Here is a 14,535-nt window from a genome sequence, read left to right on the forward strand (position 1 = left end):
CGTGACGCGGTCACAGGTCGGGGCGGCCGTCGTCGGGGGTGGACGCCAGGGCGTGGAAGCGGCGGGTGATGCGGCCCGCGCCGTACGCCAGGCGGCCCGCCTCGACCGCGTACCGCATCGCGGTGGCCATCGCCACCGGGTCGGCGGCCCGGGTCACGGCGCTCGCCAGCAGCACCGCGTCGCAGCCCAGCTCCATCGCCAGCGCGGCGTCGGAGGCGGTGCCGATGCCCGCGTCGAGCACCACGGGCACGTCGACGGCCTGCCGGATCAGCCGGATGTGGTGCGGGTTGCCGATGCCCAGCCCGGAGCCGATCGGCGACCCGGCCGGCATCACCGCCGCGCAACCCACGTCCGCCAGCCGCCGCGCCAGCACCGGATCGTCCGACGTGTACGGCAGCACTGTGAACCCGTCCGCCACCAGTTCCTCGGCGGCGCGCAGCAGCTCCACCCCGTCGGGCAGGAGCGTGCGTTCGTCGCCGATCACCTCCAGCTTCACCCAGTCGGTGTCGAAAGCCTCCCGGGCCAGGTGCGCCGTCTTCACCGCCTCCACAGCGGTACGGCAGCCGGCCGTGTTCGGCAGCAGCCGTACGCCGCACCGCTCCACCAGGTCGAGCAGGCCGCCCGACCCGCCGGGCGTGGTGTCCACCCGGCGCAGCGCCAGCGTGACCAGCTCGGTGCGGGACGCCCGGATCGCCTGCTCCAGCACGTGCAGGTTCGCCGCGCCACCGGTACCGAGGATGAGCCGGGAGCCGAACTCGAACCCGCCGATCTCCAACGTGGACATGCTGCTCACCCGCCCTGGGTGGCGCTGAGCACCTCGACCCGGTCGCCGTCGCGCAGCACGCTCGCCGACCAGCCGCCGCGCGGCACCACCTCGCCGTTCACCGCCACCGCGAGCCCGCGCTCCCGGTCGGTGACGGTGCGGACCACCTCGGCGACCGTGACACCGTCGGGCAGCGTCCGGCCCGTGCCGTTGACGATCAGTTCCACGTGCGCTCCTTCCCGAAGCGGTCCGGGGTGAAGGGGGCGAGCGCGGGATCCGGCTCGCCGGTGACGATCAGCTCGGTGACCAGGTCGGCGGTGACCGGGGTGAGCACGATGCCGTGCCGGTGGTGCCCGGTCGCGGCGAGCACACCCGGCCGCCCGGGCAGCGGCCCGATGATCGGCGCGTTGTCCGGCGTACCGGGGCGCAACCCGGCGACGGCTTCGGCCAGCTCGTACTCGACGAGTTCCGGCACCAGTTCCGTGGCGGCGCGCAGCAGTGTCAGCACGCCACCGGCGGTGACAGCGGTGTCCGCGCGCTCCTCGACTGTCGCCCCGACCACGACCTCGCCGCTGTCCCGGGGCACCAGGTAGACCGACTCGCTGTCCGCGTACCCCCGGATCACGTGCCGGAAGCCCGGCGGGCCGCCACCCGGCGCGCGCAGCCGCAACACCTGGCCCTTCACCGGGCGGACCGGCAGGCCGGTCAGCTCCGCCGCGCCGCAGCCGGCCGCGACCACAGTGACCCGCGCATCCACCTCGGACAGCGCGCCGACGCGCGCCGGGCGCAGCTCCACGCCGGCTCGTTCCGCGGCCGTGCGCAGCGCGGCGACCAGCCGGCGCGGGTCGACCTGGTGGTCGCCGGGGGCCACCGCGCCGCCGCGCACACGCGGCGCCAGCGCCGGTTCGCGGTCGCGCAGCTCCGAGGGGCGCAGCGGCGTGATCGGCAGTCCCAACCCCTGTTGGTACGACCACAGCCGCCCCGCCTCGGCCAGGTCGTCGGCGGTGAGCCCGACAACGAGCGTGCCCTCGGTGCGGTACCCGATGTCGACGCCGCTCGCCTCGGTCAGCTCGGCGGCGAAGCCGGGCCAGCGGGCGGCCGACTCGACGAGCAGCCCGGTCAGCTCGCGCTCACCGAAGTACGCCTCGGCGACCGGCGACAGCATCCCGGCGGCCACCGACGACGCGCCCGACCCGGGCCGGCCGTCGTGCACCACCACGCGCAGTCCGCGCTGCGCGCACCGCCACGCGATCGCCCACCCCACCGGCCCGCCCCCCACCACCGCCACGTCGGTAAGGAAGGGCCCCCTGTTAACGCCTCCGGTAGAGGAAGGGCCCCCTCTTAACACGTCAGCGCCCGCATCAGCTCGGCGGTGGCGTGCGCGGGATCGGCTGCGCCGCTCAGCGCCCCCACCACGGCCACCCCGTACGCCCCGGCGGCCCGCAGCTCCGGCACGCTCGCGGCGGTCACCCCGCCGATCGCGATCACCGGCACGGTCACCGCGTCGGCGACCGCGCGGATCCCCTCGGGGCCGATCGGTTCCGGCAGGCCGGACTTGGTGGTGGTGACGTGGCACGGGCCCACACCCAGGTAGCCGGCGCCGGCGTCCACAGCGGCGCGGGCGCCCACCGGTTCCCGGGCGGTCGCGCCGAGCACGGCGTCCGGGCCGAGCACCCGGCGCGCGGCGGCCACCGGCAGGTCGTCCGCGCCGACGTGGCCACCGGCGGCGCCCACCGCGAGCGCCACGTGCAGCCGATCGTTCACCAGGCACCGCGCCCCGTACGGCCGGCAGGCGTCGACCACCAGCCGGGCCAGCTCGTACGCCTCCCGGTCGGTCGCGTCGTCCTCGACGCGCACCTGCACGACGAGTTCGGCGCCGGCCACCGGCAGGGCGGCACGCAGCACCGCGAGCGGGTCACGCCCCGGCCGGGTGTCGGTGATGAGATGCAGTCGTCCCAGGGACAGCACGGCAACGCTCCTCCCTGCGCCGGCATTACCCGGATCAGGTTCGACGGTCGGGGGCTCCCAGCCCCCCTCTCAGCCCGGTCCGCACCGGGCTCCCGTGGGTCACTTGCGGCCTACCGTACGACGCCTCCCGCCCGTACGGAAGCCCAGGTGAGGTTTTTCCCAGGAAAGCGTTCACCTTCCGGTCCGGGACAGCGGGTGACCGTCCCGTCACGACACGCTGCCCGGATGTCCGTTCCCGCCCGCGTTCCGCGCCGCCTTGCGATCCTGCCGTTCCGCGGCGGCCACGCCGTCTCCGAAGGGCTGCTCACCTGGACGATGCTGCGCGGGCCGACGTGGATCCGCCTGCTTCCGGACGTGTACGTGCACCGGGACGGATACCGCGCCGACGACCACCGGATGTGGTGCGAGGCGGTGGCGCTGCGCCTGCCTCCGGGTGGCGTGCTGGCAGGGCGCAGCGCCGCCTGGCTGTTCGGCGCGGACGTGCTCACCCGCGACGCGCCGGTCACCGCGCTGCTGCCGACTGCTGCTCGACTGCGACCGCACCCACGGTTGCGGTTGGTCCGGTCGCCGCTGCCGGAGCGGGACCGCACCCTCGTCGGCGCTCTGCCGGTCACCACCCCGTTGCGTACCGCGTTCGACCTGGGTCGACAGGGCTCACTCGCCGAGGCGTTGGTCGCCGTCGACGTGCTACTGCGTCGCCGGGTCGTGAAGCTGCCCGTCCTGCGGGCGTACGCCGCCGACCGGCCGGGCTGGCCGGGCGCTCCGCTGTTGCGCGAGGTGCTGGCGCTGGCCGAGCCGTTGAGCGAGTCCCCGATGGAGACACGGCTGCGGCTGCTCCTCCTCGACGCCGGTCTCGGCCCGCTCACCGCCCAGCACGAGGTACGCGCCGGCGGACGCTTCGTGGCCCGGGTGGACCTGGCCTGGCCGGCACTCCGCCTCGCGGTCGAGTACGACGGCGACCACCACCGGGAGCGGGCTCACTTCCGGCGGGACGTGGCACGCCTGAACGCGCTGCGCGCGGCCGGGTGGCTCGTACTCCGGTTCACCGCCGACGACGTGCTACGCCGGCCCGACGCCACTGTCGCCCTGGTACGCCAGGCCCTGGCAGAACGTCGTGCCACCGCAGCAAACCGCTGACCCGCACCCGCAGCCCGCAGCCCGCAGCCCGCTGCCGGGCCGCCCGAGACACCACGGGCGTCAGAAGGCCGCCGCCCGAAGACACCAATGGCGTTCCACCCGTCGCTAGATTCAGCCGCGAGTGGAACGCCATGGGTGTCTCAAGGCCCTTTTGACACCCATACCGTTCCACCCATCGTGAGCGCTGCCTCGGGGTGGAACGCCATGGGTGCCTCCGCGCGAGCGGGCCCCGGTGGGCGCACGCCGCCGCTCGGGGCAAGCCCCGACGCTCGCACGCTGACAAGCGGGCGCACCCCCGACGCGCGGACGGGCCGAACACGGGCGGACCGAACGCGCGAGCGGACCCAAGGCGCGGCCCGACGCGCGAGCGGACCGAACACGGGCGGACCAACCGCAAGCGGGCCCCAACGCGCGCGCGGGCGGGCGCGTTTAACCGGCAGGGGCAGTCAGAGGATGGCGTCCAGGGCGTCCAGGTCCTCGTCGGACGGCTGCCACGTTCCGGCTTCGGCGTTGGCCTTCACCTGCTCGGGGGTGGTCGCGCCGGCGATCACCGACGTCACGGCGGGACGCGCCGCCAGCCCACCGATGGCCACCTGGAGCATGCTGATCCCGCGCTCGGCCGCGTACGCCTCGATCGCCTCGATGACGTCCCAGCGCGCGGCGGCCAGCCGCTCGGCGTACCGGCCGCCACCGGCCAGGCGGCTGCCGGACGGGGGCGCCTCGCCCCGCTTGTACTTGCCGGTGAGCAGCCCGTTGGCGAGCGGGAAGAACGGCAGCATGCCGAGGCCGAACCGCTCGCAGGCCGGGATCACCTCGTCCTCCACCCCGCGCTCCACCAGCGAGTAGTGGTTCTGCGCGGAGATGAACCGGGTACGCCCCTGCGACGACGCGGTCCAGTCGGCGTCGGCGATCTGCCAGCCGGCGAAGTTGGAGTTGCCGAGGTAGCGGACCTTGCCGGCGGTCACCAGGTCGTCGAGCGCGGCGAGCGTCTCATCGATCGGGGTGCCCGGGTCGGGCTCGTGCATCTGGTAGAGGTCGATGTGGTCGGTGCCGAGCCGGCGCAGCGACGCCTCGACGGCGCGGGCGATGTAGCGGCGGGCGCCCCGGGCGTCGTGGTCCGGCCCGTTCGCGCCGTGCATGTCCATGCCGAACTTGGTGGCCACCACCACGTCGTCGCGGCGGCCCTTGAGCGCCTGGCCGAGCAGTTCCTCGGAGGCGCCCTGCGGCTCGCCGTAGATGTCCGCGGTGTCGAAGAAGTTGATCCCGGCGTCGAGGGCGGCGTCCACCACCGCCCGGGTGCCGTCGATGTCGAGTTTGCGGCCGAAGTTGTTGCAGCCGATGCCGACCACGGACACCACGAGCCCGGAGTCGCCCAGCCGACGATAGGTCATCTCACTCACGAGATCCACCCTATGCCCGCTCCCCGGGCGCCCACCCGGGGAGCGGCTCAGCCCACGTCCCAGACCGGTTCCGGAGTCTCCACCACGTCACCGTCGCCCCGGAACAGCACGAACCGGTCGAAGGTACGGGTGAACCACCTGTCGTGGGTGACCGCGACCACCGTTCCCTCGAACGCGGTCAGCCCGGCCTCCAGCGCCTCGGCCGAGGCCAGGTCGAGGTTGTCGGTGGGCTCGTCGAGCAGCAGCAGCGTCGCCCCGGACAGCTCCAGCAGCAGCACCAGGAAGCGGGCCTGCTGACCGCCGGAGAGCGTGCCGAACCGCTGGTCGCCCTGACCGGCCAGCTCGTACCGGGACAGCGCCGCCATGGCGGCGTGCCGGTCCATGCCGGCCCGGTGCTCGTCGCCGCGCCACAGCACCTCGACCAGCGTCTTCGCCATCAACTCGGGCCGGTCGTGGGTCTGCGAGAAGTGCCCGGGCCGCACGCGCGCGCCGAGCCGGACCATGCCGCCGTGCGCGACGGGCGCGAGCGCGGCGGCGCCGTCGACGGGGGTGTTGCCCGGCTCCGGGTCGGTGCCGCCCCGGGCCAGCAGGCGCAGGAAGTGCGACTTGCCGGTGCCGTTCGCGCCGAGCACCGCGACCCGGTCGCCGTACCAGAGTTCCAGGTCGAACGGGTACGTCAGGCCGTCCAGCTCCAACTGCTCGGCGATCACCGCGCGCTTGCCGGTCCGCCCGCCGGTCAGGCGCATCCGGATGTCCTGGTCCTTCGGGGGTACGGGCGGCGGCCCGGCTTCCTCGAACTTGCGCAACCGGGTCTGCGCCGCCTGGTAGCGGGAGGCCATCCCGTCGTTGTACGCGGCCTTCTGCTTGTACATCAGCATCAGCTCGCGCAGCTTCTGGTGCTCCTCGTCCCAGCGTTTGCGCAGCTCGTCGAGGCGGGCGTGGCGGGCCAACCGGGCGTCGTGCCAGCTCGCGAAGCCGCCCGGGTGCACCCAGGCGCTGCCGCCCTCCACCGCGACGACCCGGTCGGCGGTCTGCGCCAGCAGTTCCCGGTCGTGTGAGACGTAGAGCACCGACTTGGCCGACTCGCGCAGCCGCGCCTCCAGCCAGCGTTTGCCGGGTACGTCGAGGAAGTTGTCCGGCTCGTCGAGCAGCAGCACCTCGTCCGGGCCGCGCAGCAGCAACTCCAGGGCGAAGCGCTTCTGCTGGCCGCCGGACAGGGTGCGTACCGGCCGGTCGCGAGCGCTGTCCCAGGGCAGGTCCAGCACGATCGTGGCAACGGTGTCGAAGAGCACCTCGGCGTCGTACCCGCCGGTCTCGCCCCAGGCGGCGAGCGCTTCGGCGTACGCGAGCTGGGCCTTGGCGGCGGTGGAGCTGTACTTGCCGCGGACCTCTGCAGTCCGCATGGCCGCCTCGGTCTCGGCGAGCCGCCGCCCGGCGTCGCGCAGCGCCGGCGGGGCGAGGGAGAGCGCCAGGTCGGCGAGCGTGGACTCGTCCCCGATCATGCCGATGAACTGCCGCATCACGCCGAGTCCGCCGGAGCGGGCGATCGCGCCGGTCTTCACCGGCAGGTCACCGGCGACCATCCGCAGCAGCGTGGTCTTGCCGGCGCCGTTCGGGCCGACGAGCGCCACCTTGGCGCCTTCGCCGACGCGGAACGACACGTCGGCGAACAGCTCCCGTCCGTCCGGGAGGATGTGCCCGACCCCTGCCACGTCCACGTATCCCACGCGGGCATCCTGCCCGAGCGGGGCCGGTGGACGACACCGGATTACCGGGTGACCCGCAGCACCCGGTAGCCCTTCTGGCTGGCGTGCCGCTCGACTGACCAGCCCTGCTCGACGAGCCAGCGGTGCAGCGAGTCGCCGCCGAGGTGCCGGGCGACGACGAGCCAGGCGACGCCGTCCGGGGTGAGCCGCGGCAGCCAGCGCAGCAGCAGGCCGTGCAGCTCCGGCTTGCCGATGTGGATCGGCGGGTTGGACCAGATCTGGGTGAAGGTGACGTCGTCCGGCAGTTCGTCGGGCGCGACGGCGTGGACGCGGTCGGCGGCGTCGACCCGGGCCGCGTTGGCGGTGGTGAGGGCGCGGGCCCGCTCGTTGACGTCCACCGCCCAGACCGTGGCCTTCGGCGCGAACGTGGCGAGGACGCAGGTGATCGGGCCGAAGCCGCAGCCGATGTCGAGCAGCGCGCCGGTGACGTCGGCGTCCGGCAGTTCGGCCTTGCGCAGCAGGACCGCGGTGCCGGGGTCGAGCCGGTCGGCGGAGAAGACGCCCGCGGCGGAGCCGAGCGTGTAGTCGCGCCCGCCGACTGTGAACTCGACCTCGCGCGGACGCGCCGGGGCCGTTGGCTCAGCGGTGAAGTAATGGTCGCCGGTCACGTCGGCATTGTCGCACCGGGCCGGAACGGTTCCGGCGACGGTGTCGTGGGCGGAGTGGGACGCCACTCCGCCAGAATTTCCCGATATTACCCCTGAAAGGGACAATCAGTCCTACTCTATGCCACATGGTGTACCGGTACGAGTCCGATGAGGATGCCTTCCTGGAGTACCCGAAGCCCGGGTCGGCCCCGACCGGGCCCGCAGCCGCGCCGCCGCCCGCGGGTCCGTCGCGCTCCCGCTTTCCCACGCCGTCGCTGCCGCCACCGGCCCGTCCCGCCGCCCAGCCGGCCCTGCCGCCGGCCGGACCGCCCGAGCAGCCGGCCCTGCCGCCGGCCGGACCCGACGAGCAACGGGTGGCCGACGACGCCCGCGCCCCTGCTCCGGCACCGCCGGCCCCGGCGCCGACACCGGGGCGGCCCGCGCCACCCCCGGCGCCTTCCCCGGTGCCGCAGCCCGCACCGCCCGCCCCCGCGCCCGTGCCGGCGGCCGCGACCCGGCAGGCCGTGCCGATCCCGACCAGCCCGACCACCCGCGCCGGTGACGTCTCCGAGGTGCCCCGGACCCGGCGCGCCGACCGCCGTAACGGCGGCAGCCGGTTCTGGCAGGCGCTCGTCGGCGGCGCCGCCGTGCTGCTCCTGCTCTCACTCACCGGGCTCGCCGTCGCCGCGCTGCTCGACGAACGCACCACCACGCCGCCGACAGGCCAGCCGACGCCGCAGCCGAGCCAGTCGAGCGCCCCGTCCGGCGGGACCGACCTGGACTCCCGGGACACCGACCAGGCGGCGCTCACCGCCAAGGAGGTCTTCCCGGCCAAGGACCTGGTGGTCACCGACGGAAAGCCGGCCTACCGGGTGCTCAAGACCCAGGCCAGCACGAAGTGCCAGGTCGCGGCCACCGGCGAGATCGCCGACCTGCTGGTCCGGCTCGGCTGCAACCAGGTCGTGCGGGGGACGCTCCGCTCCCCCGACGGCGACCACCTGGTCACCGCCGGCCTGTTCAACCTCACCGACGTGGCCACCGCCCAGCGGGTACGCGACCGCATCCGGCCGCTGCTCGACCAGCGGCAGGGACGGTTCCGTGGCATGGCGGCGGGCGACGACACCGAGGCGGTGGAGCGGGCCGCGGCCCGGGTCGCCTGGCAGGTACGCGGCCACTACGTCGCCTTCTGCCTGGTCACCCGCGCCGACGGGGAACGCATTGGCAGCGACGACGCCACCGCCCGAGAGATCATGTACGACCTGATCGAGCTGCACCTGAACCGGGGCGTGCTCGACCTTCGCGCGGCGAGTGGAACGGCCGGACAGCCGGACGCCGACTCGGCCGAGGACAGCGCCGGTCAGCGGGGCACCGACTGACCTCCGGTCAGCCCTCGGCCACCGGCACCCGCAACCGGCGGGTCTCCTCTGCGCGGCGGGCGTACTCGGCCGGGTCGGCCGGGTAGCCCACCTCGACCAGGGCCAGGCCGTGCGCGGGCGCCACCGTCACCTCGCTGGACCGCTCCCGGCGGGTCAGCAGGCCGGCCGGCCACTGGACCGGCCGCCGCCCGTCCCCGGCGACAAGCATCGCCCCCACCAGGCTGCGCACCATGTTCTGGCAGAACGCGTCGGCCTGGACGGTGGCCACCAGGATCCCGTCCGGGTCGCGCCGCCAGTCCAGCCGGGTCACCTCGCGCAGCGTGGTCGCGTTCTCCTTGCGCCGGCAGTACGCGGCGAAGTCGTGCTCGCCCACCAGACCGGCCGCGGAGGCGTTCAGCGCCGCCAGGTCCAGCGGCTTGGGCCAGGCCAGAGTGTCCCCGCGACGCAGCGGCTCGGCGCCCCACGGGGCGTCGGTGACCCGGTACTCGTAGCGCCGGAACGTGGCCGAGAACCGGGCGTCGAAGTCGGCCGGCACCTCGGTCATGGCGCGTACCCGCACGTCCGGCGGGAGGAGCCGGGCCAGCCGGCGCAGCAACCGCCCCTCGTGCTCCCGCCACACCGCAGCGGGCAGGTCGAGGTGGCAGACCTGCCCGGTGGCGTGCACCCCGGCGTCGGTACGCCCGGCCACTGTGAGGCCGGTCGCCGTGCCCGCGCCGAGCACCAGGTCCAGCGTCTGCATGAGCACGCCGGCCACCGTGCGCCGGGTCGGCTGGGGCGCCCAGCCGGAGAAGTCCGTGCCGTCGTACGAGACGTCCAGCCGCAGCCGGATCCGCTCGTCCACCTCGTACCTCCTGTCGACGGCGACGGGCCCGGCACCCCCGAGGGGATGCCGGGCCCGGTCGAGCCTGATCTCAGGCCTTGTCGTTCTCGGTGGCCTCGTCGCTGTCCTCGCGGGCGGCGGCGGTGTCACCCGACGCGGAGACCGGGGCCTCGGCGTCCTGGTCGCCCTCGCTGGAGCGCGGCTTCTCCTCGGCCGGGGCCAGGGCCTCGACCTTGTCCTGCTGCGCGGCCTTACGGGCGGCGGTCTTCTTGTTCGCCTTCGGCTCGGCGACCTGAAGCTCCTCCACCAGCTCGATGATCGCCATCGGAGCGGCGTCACCCTTGCGCGGACCGGTCTTCACGATCCGGGTGTAGCCACCGTTGCGGTTGGCGTACCGGGGCGCGATCTGGTCGAACAGGGCGTAGACCACGTCCTTGTCCTTGACGACGCCCAGCACCCGGCGGCGCGAGGCGAGGTCGCCGCGCTTGGCCTTGGTGATGAGCTGCTCGGCCAGCGGACGGAGCCGCCGGGCCTTCGTCTCGGTGGTCTGGATCTTGCCGTGCTGGAACAGCGCGGTGGCCAGGTTGGCCAGCATCAGCCGCTCGTGCGCGGGGCTGCCGCCGAGGCGGGGGCCCTTGGTGGGCGTGGGCATGCTTGGTGCTCCTCAGGTGTGGCGGCAGCGCGGACTAGAGCTGCTCGGTCTCGCGGTAGTCGTCGGTGTCGTAGTCCGCCTCACCGAAGGCGTCCACGACGTGCGCCGGGTCGAAGTTCGGAGCCGAGTCCTTCAGCCCCAGGCCCATCCCGGCGAGCTTCATCTTGACCTCGTCGATCGACTTCTGGCCGAAGTTGCGGATGTCGAGAAGGTCGGCCTCGGTACGCCCGATGAGCTCACCAACGGAGTTGATGCCCTCGCGCTTGAGGCAGTTGTAGGAGCGGACGGTCAGGTCCAGCTCCTCGATCGGCAGGGCCAGGTCGGCCGCCAGCTGGGCGTCCTGCGGGGACGGCCCGATGTCGATGCCCTCGGCGGTCTCGTCCAGCTCACGGGCGAGCCCGAACAGCTCCACCAGCGTCGAGCCGGCCGAGGCCAGCGCGGTACGCGGGCCCATCGACGGCTTGGTCTCGACGTCGATGATCAGCCGGTCGAAGTCGGTCCGCTGCTCGACACGCGTCGCCTCGACCCGGTACGTCACCTTGAGCACCGGCGAGTAGATCGAGTCGACCGGGATCCGGCCGATCTCGGCGCCCGCCTGCTTGTTCTGCGCCGCCGTGACGTAGCCGCGACCCCGCTCGACGGTCAGCTCCATGTCGAGCCGGCCCTTGCCGTTGAGGGTGGCGAGCTTCAGGTCCGGGTTGTGCACCGAGACACCGGCCGGGGGCTGGATGTCACCGGCGGTCACGTCGCCCGGGCCCTGCTTGCGCAGGTACATGCTGACCGGCTCGTCGTGCTCGGAGCTGACGCACAGCTCCTTGATGTTCATGACGAGCTCGACCACGTCCTCCTTGACCCCGGGGATCGTGGTGAACTCGTGCAGCACACCGTCGATCTTGATCGAGGTGACCGCCGCACCCGGGATGGAGGACAGCAGCGTACGCCGCAGCGAGTTGCCCAGCGTGTAGCCGAAGCCGGGCTCCAGCGGCTCGATGGTGAACCGGGAGCGGGTCTCGTTGATCGACTCTTCGGAGAGAGACGGTCGCTGGCTGATGAGCATCTTTTCTCTTCTCTTCCGGGGCGCCCGCTATTTGACGCCCACGACACAACTGTTCCGGTGGCCCGCCCCGGAGGACGGGCCACCGCAACGAGCCCTTACTTGGAGTAGAGCTCGACGATCAGCTGCTCCTGGACCTGGGTGTCGATCACCTGGCGGGCCGGGAGCGAGTGCACGAGGATCTTCATCTGGCTCGGGATCGCCTCCAGCCAAGCCGGAACGGTCCGCGAGCCGGCCTCACCCTGCGCCACGAGGAACGGGGTGAGCTCCTTGCTCTTCGCACGCACCTCGACGATGTCGTGCTCCTTGACGCGGTACGACGGGATGTCGACCTTCTTGCCGTTCACCGTGAAGTGGCCGTGCTTGACCAGCTGACGGGCCATGTCCCGGGACTTGGCGTAGCCGGCCCGGTAGACCACGTTGTCCAGCCGCGACTCGAGGATCTGCAGCAGGACCTCGCCGGTCTTGGCCTCCTTGCTCACGGCCTCTTCGTAGTAGCCGCGGAACTGCTTCTCCAGCACGCCGTAGACACGACGGGCCTTCTGCTTCTCACGAAGCTGGAGCAGGTACTCCGTCTCCTTCGTGCGGCCGCGGCCGTGCTGCCCGGGCGGGAACGGCCGGGACTCGAACGGGCACTTCGGGCCATCGCACTTGCTGCCCTTGAGGAACAGCTTCATCTTCTCCCGCCGGCAACGGCGGCAGTCAGCACCGGTGTAACGAGCCATCTCTCTCTAACCTCTCAGACCCGGCGACGCTTCGGCGGACGGCAGCCGTTGTGCGGCTGCGGCGTGACGTCGGAGATCTGCCCGACCTCGAGGCCCACTGCCTGCAGCGAACGGATGGCGGTCTCCCGGCCGGAGCCGGGACCCTTGACGAACACGTCGACCTTGCGCATGCCGTGCTCCATCGCGCGACGCGCGGCGGCCTCGGCGGCGAGCTGCGCGGCGAACGGAGTCGACTTGCGGGAGCCCTTGAAGCCCACCTGGCCGGAGGAGGCCCAGGAGATGACCGCACCGGTCGGGTCCGTGATGGACACGATGGTGTTGTTGAAGGTGCTCTTGATGTGCGCCTGCCCGTGGGCGACGTTCTTGCGTTCCTTGCGCCGGACCTTCTTGACGGCGGCTCCGGCACGAGCCTTCGGTGGCATAAGTCTGTGCGCTCCTAGTTACTTCTTGCCGGGCTTCTTCTTGCCGGCCACGGTCCGCTTCGGGCCCTTCCGGGTCCGCGCGTTGGTCTTGGTGCGCTGACCACGCACGGGCAGACCGCGGCGGTGCCGGATACCGGCGTAGCAGCCGATCTCGACCTTGCGGCGGATGTCAGCGGCGACCTCGCGGCGCAGGTCGCCTTCAACCTTGTAGTTGCCCTCGATGTGGTTCCGGAGCTCGACGAGCTCCTCGTCCGTGAGGTCCCGAACGCGCTTGTCCGGCGAGATGCCGGTCGCGGCGAGCGTCTCCAGGGCGCGGGTGCGACCGACCCCGAAGATGTAGGTGAGCGCGATCTCCATCCGCTTCTCGCGGGGGAGATCCACGCCGACTAGACGTGCCATGTGCGGGCGTACTCCTCGTGATGTGTGGCGGAGGTGTGGACCCGTCCCACCCCGCTACCCGACCGTCCCTGTCCTTCCGGCGACGAACGCCGGCGACCGGGATGGGTCGCTGCCCGAGCGGGCCCCGGCCTCCGACCGGGGGTCAACCACGAGGGGTACGCGCTGCGCACCGACCGCGGCTGGGACGAGTTGGTGATGTGTGGGGCGTCAGCCCTGGCGCTGCTTGTGGCGCGGGTCGGTGCAGATCACCATGACCCGGCCGTGCCGGCGGATCACCCGGCACTTGTTGCAGATCCTCTTGACGCTCGGCTTGACCTTCACGGTTGCCTTACTTCCCATCTGGCCCGGAGGCGCGACGCAGCGCGACCCGGACGTCGAAGACGGACACGGGAACGTCCCGGCCGCCGTCAGGCTTACTTGTAGCGGTAGACGATGCGCCCGCGGGTCAGGTCGTACGGCGAGAGTTCGACGACGACCCGGTCCTCCGGCAGGATGCGGATGTAGTGCTGCCGCATCTTGCCGCTGATGTGAGCCAGCACCTTGTGACCGTTCGCGAGCTCCACCCGGAACATGGCGTTCGGCAGGGGCTCGATGACCCGACCCTCGATCTCGATGGCTCCGTCTTTTTTCGGCATGTCCTCCGCTGTCCTGACGTCGGTTACTCCGGACGGCCCACAACGTCTTACACGGGAGAACTGACCAAGATCAGGAAACCCGCGCCAGCCGCGGCTCCGACTCCCACCGAAGCGCAGGGTGGGCATGGCGGAGTGGACGCTGTGCGCCGATCTGAAAGTGTACGCCGACCCGCGCGCGCTCGCCAAACCGACCGGCGCAACTGTCACCCGCAGGACGCGGATATGACGCAGCTCACGTCTCCGGCAGCTCGCGCTTCGCCCGGCGACGCGCCTCCCGCTCGACCTGCTTGCGCCGCCGGCGCTCGGCGTCGTTCTCCGGCGCCCCGTGCGCCAGCCCTTGGATCGTCTGGTAGAGCACCACGGCGCCCCACGGGCCGAGCACCCAGATCGGCCAGTAGTCGTCGACCTCGAACTCGCCCTCACCCAACTGGGAGACGAACCAGATCGCGGTGAGGATCAGGGCCACCTTCAGCCAGGGCCCCCACACCCCCAGCAGCCAGGCGTTGCGCGCGCTCACGGCCGCCTGGTCCCGATCGGCCACCCGGTTCTTCCCGGGCGCGCGCGGAGCCGGCAGCGAGCTCTCCGCCGGCCGGGGACCGGGCAGGTCGGTCAGCAGCTCGTCCAGCTCGCCGTAGGTCTTCGCCCCGTACGCCTGACGCAGCCGGTCGTCGTACTCACCCAGGTCGAGCCGGCCCTCGGCCAGCGCGGCCCGAAGCCGCTCCGCGGTGGCCTCCCGGTCCGCGTCGGCCGCCCGCATCCGGTTGCGCTCATCCATGGGAACCAGCATGGCACCCCATGGCCAAGGCGGCACGGCGTGTGCCGGTCATCCGG

Annotated in this window: 18 protein-coding genes and 1 riboswitch; of the genes, 2 read left to right on the forward strand and 16 right to left on the reverse strand. The window is 72.7% G+C overall.

Annotated features, from left to right (window positions below):
• Positions 1-10 precede the first annotated feature (10 nt).
• The 4 genes from AMK25_RS14640 to thiE all read right to left on the reverse strand — a co-directional run bounded on the left by AMK25_RS14640 (position 11) and on the right by thiE (position 2,731).
• Entirely contained in the window at positions 11-784 is a 774-nt protein-coding gene (locus AMK25_RS14640; RefSeq protein ID WP_073829339.1) for a thiazole synthase, read from the reverse strand.
• Positions 785-789: 5 nt separating this feature from the next.
• The gene (gene thiS, locus AMK25_RS14645; RefSeq protein ID WP_073828929.1) at positions 790-990 is read right to left on the reverse strand and encodes a sulfur carrier protein ThiS; all 201 of its coding nucleotides are present in this window, start codon (positions 988-990) and stop codon (positions 790-792) included.
• A complete protein-coding gene (gene thiO, locus AMK25_RS14650; RefSeq protein ID WP_073828930.1) occupies positions 981-2,111 on the reverse strand; it encodes a glycine oxidase ThiO in 1,131 nt (376 codons plus the stop codon). Before thiO ends, thiS begins: the two co-directional genes overlap by 10 nt.
• Positions 2,105-2,731 carry a thiamine phosphate synthase gene (gene thiE / locus AMK25_RS14655; RefSeq protein WP_073828931.1) on the reverse strand — a complete coding sequence of 209 codons (627 nt, stop codon included), beginning with the start codon at positions 2,729-2,731 and terminating at the stop codon, positions 2,105-2,107. Before thiE ends, thiO begins: the two co-directional genes overlap by 7 nt.
• Positions 2,726-2,837, reverse strand: a riboswitch (TPP riboswitch). Its footprint overlaps the gene before it by 6 nt.
• A gap of 119 nt (positions 2,838-2,956) precedes the next feature.
• Here thiE and AMK25_RS14660 point away from each other — a divergent pair.
• On the forward strand, positions 2,957-3,868 hold the full coding sequence (locus AMK25_RS14660; RefSeq protein WP_073828932.1) for a DUF559 domain-containing protein: 912 nt from the start codon (positions 2,957-2,959) through the stop codon (positions 3,866-3,868).
• 446 nt (positions 3,869-4,314) lie between these two features.
• Here AMK25_RS14660 and AMK25_RS14665 read toward each other — a convergent pair whose 3' ends face one another.
• Genes AMK25_RS14665 through AMK25_RS14675 form a run of 3 tightly spaced genes read right to left on the reverse strand, consistent with a single transcriptional unit; the run spans position 4,315 to position 7,642 of the window.
• The gene (locus tag AMK25_RS14665; RefSeq protein WP_198937522.1) at positions 4,315-5,277 is read right to left on the reverse strand and encodes an aldo/keto reductase; all 963 of its coding nucleotides are present in this window, start codon (positions 5,275-5,277) and stop codon (positions 4,315-4,317) included.
• Positions 5,278-5,315: 38 nt separating this feature from the next.
• Positions 5,316-6,995 (reverse strand): ABC-F family ATP-binding cassette domain-containing protein, encoded by a 1,680-nt coding sequence (locus AMK25_RS14670; protein ID WP_073828934.1) that lies wholly within the window; start codon positions 6,993-6,995, stop codon positions 5,316-5,318.
• A gap of 41 nt (positions 6,996-7,036) precedes the next feature.
• Positions 7,037-7,642, reverse strand: coding sequence for a class I SAM-dependent methyltransferase (locus AMK25_RS14675; RefSeq protein ID WP_073829340.1), 606 nt, complete (start codon positions 7,640-7,642; stop codon positions 7,037-7,039).
• A gap of 125 nt (positions 7,643-7,767) precedes the next feature.
• Here AMK25_RS14675 and AMK25_RS14680 point away from each other — a divergent pair, with 125 nt between their 5' ends.
• Positions 7,768-8,997 carry a hypothetical protein gene (locus AMK25_RS14680; RefSeq protein WP_241826362.1) on the forward strand — a complete coding sequence of 410 codons (1,230 nt, stop codon included), beginning with the start codon at positions 7,768-7,770 and terminating at the stop codon, positions 8,995-8,997.
• Positions 8,998-9,004: 7 nt separating this feature from the next.
• On the opposite strand, the gene truA is transcribed toward AMK25_RS14680, so the two are convergent.
• The 9 genes from truA to AMK25_RS14725 form a co-directional block, all read right to left on the reverse strand.
• Entirely contained in the window at positions 9,005-9,838 is an 834-nt protein-coding gene (truA, locus tag AMK25_RS14685; protein ID WP_073828935.1) for a tRNA pseudouridine(38-40) synthase TruA, read from the reverse strand.
• Positions 9,839-9,908: 70 nt separating this feature from the next.
• The gene (gene rplQ / locus AMK25_RS14690) at positions 9,909-10,469 is read right to left on the reverse strand and encodes a 50S ribosomal protein L17 (RefSeq protein ID WP_030501600.1); all 561 of its coding nucleotides are present in this window, start codon (positions 10,467-10,469) and stop codon (positions 9,909-9,911) included.
• Between the two features lie 34 nt (positions 10,470-10,503).
• Complete coding sequence (locus tag AMK25_RS14695) at positions 10,504-11,526, reverse strand: DNA-directed RNA polymerase subunit alpha (protein ID WP_007073009.1); 1,023 nt, start codon at positions 11,524-11,526, stop codon at positions 10,504-10,506.
• Between the two features lie 95 nt (positions 11,527-11,621).
• On the reverse strand, positions 11,622-12,248 hold the full coding sequence (gene rpsD / locus AMK25_RS14700; protein ID WP_073828936.1) for a 30S ribosomal protein S4: 627 nt from the start codon (positions 12,246-12,248) through the stop codon (positions 11,622-11,624).
• 14 nt (positions 12,249-12,262) lie between these two features.
• Positions 12,263-12,670 carry a 30S ribosomal protein S11 gene (rpsK, locus tag AMK25_RS14705; RefSeq protein WP_013288613.1) on the reverse strand — a complete coding sequence of 136 codons (408 nt, stop codon included), beginning with the start codon at positions 12,668-12,670 and terminating at the stop codon, positions 12,263-12,265.
• An 18-nt stretch (positions 12,671-12,688) separates the two neighbouring features.
• Positions 12,689-13,069, reverse strand: a complete 381-nt coding sequence (gene rpsM / locus AMK25_RS14710) for a 30S ribosomal protein S13 (protein ID WP_013288614.1) — start codon at positions 13,067-13,069, stop codon at positions 12,689-12,691.
• A gap of 207 nt (positions 13,070-13,276) precedes the next feature.
• Positions 13,277-13,390, reverse strand: a complete 114-nt coding sequence (gene rpmJ / locus AMK25_RS14715; protein ID WP_012184307.1) for a 50S ribosomal protein L36 — start codon at positions 13,388-13,390, stop codon at positions 13,277-13,279.
• Between the two features lie 92 nt (positions 13,391-13,482).
• Positions 13,483-13,704: a translation initiation factor IF-1 gene (gene infA / locus AMK25_RS14720; RefSeq protein WP_007073013.1), complete on the reverse strand. Its 222-nt coding sequence runs from the start codon at positions 13,702-13,704 to the stop codon at positions 13,483-13,485.
• A gap of 232 nt (positions 13,705-13,936) precedes the next feature.
• Positions 13,937-14,461, reverse strand: a complete 525-nt coding sequence (locus AMK25_RS14725; protein ID WP_073828937.1) for a DUF1707 SHOCT-like domain-containing protein — start codon at positions 14,459-14,461, stop codon at positions 13,937-13,939.
• Between the last annotated feature and the right edge of the window lie 74 nt (positions 14,462-14,535).

The organism is Micromonospora sp. TSRI0369 (genome assembly GCF_001905625.1).
GTDB classification, from domain to species: domain Bacteria; phylum Actinomycetota; class Actinomycetes; order Mycobacteriales; family Micromonosporaceae; genus Micromonospora; species Micromonospora echinospora_A.